The organism is Sphingomonas sp. 10B4 (genome assembly GCF_035019905.1).
GTDB lineage: Bacteria > Pseudomonadota > Alphaproteobacteria > Sphingomonadales > Sphingomonadaceae > Sphingomonas > Sphingomonas glacialis.
Map to the genome: position 1 here is coordinate 1 of NZ_JASJVC010000200.1, position 459 is coordinate 459.

At 57.5% G+C, this 459-nt stretch carries 1 protein-coding gene; it reads right to left on the reverse strand.

Translation table 11 applies throughout. The annotated features are described in order from the left end of the window. Nucleotides 1–320 (reverse strand): FAD-binding protein (locus tag QN347_RS19460; RefSeq protein ID WP_323494353.1); only part of this gene is annotated, 320 nt, incomplete at its 3' end. Nucleotides 321–459: the final 139 nt, after the last annotated feature.

The window sequence follows — 459 nt, forward strand, 5'->3', positions numbered from 1 at the left end:
TTGACGCGCTTGCCGTAGGCGATATTAACCTGTAATTTGAGCAGTTCGGCATCCCAAGTCGAGAGCAATTGCTCACGTTTTCCGACGCTAAAACTCATGTCGCTGCGCAAGGGCAAGATCCCCGGCTCGGCCATGATATGCTTGCCTTTTTGATACTTGAAGATGGTATCGGAAGCGTGCTTGGTATCGGCTTCGAGCAGCAAATGCGCGCTGCCGAGCGCACTGGCGCGCGCTGCCGCCGACAAACCGGCCGGGCCGGAACCGACGATGATCAGATCGTAGATGGGCGTGTCTTGTGCGGGCATAAGTGGTTCAGTCATGGTTGGCCTGCTTGGCCGGAGTAGGAATGAGGCCACGTAAGCCGCTCAGTTCGGCACTGAACAGCTCGGGCTGATAACGCTCTTCATTGATCAGGGTTTTACGCAGCGCCGCCAAGCGGCGGTTGATGTCGGCCACACC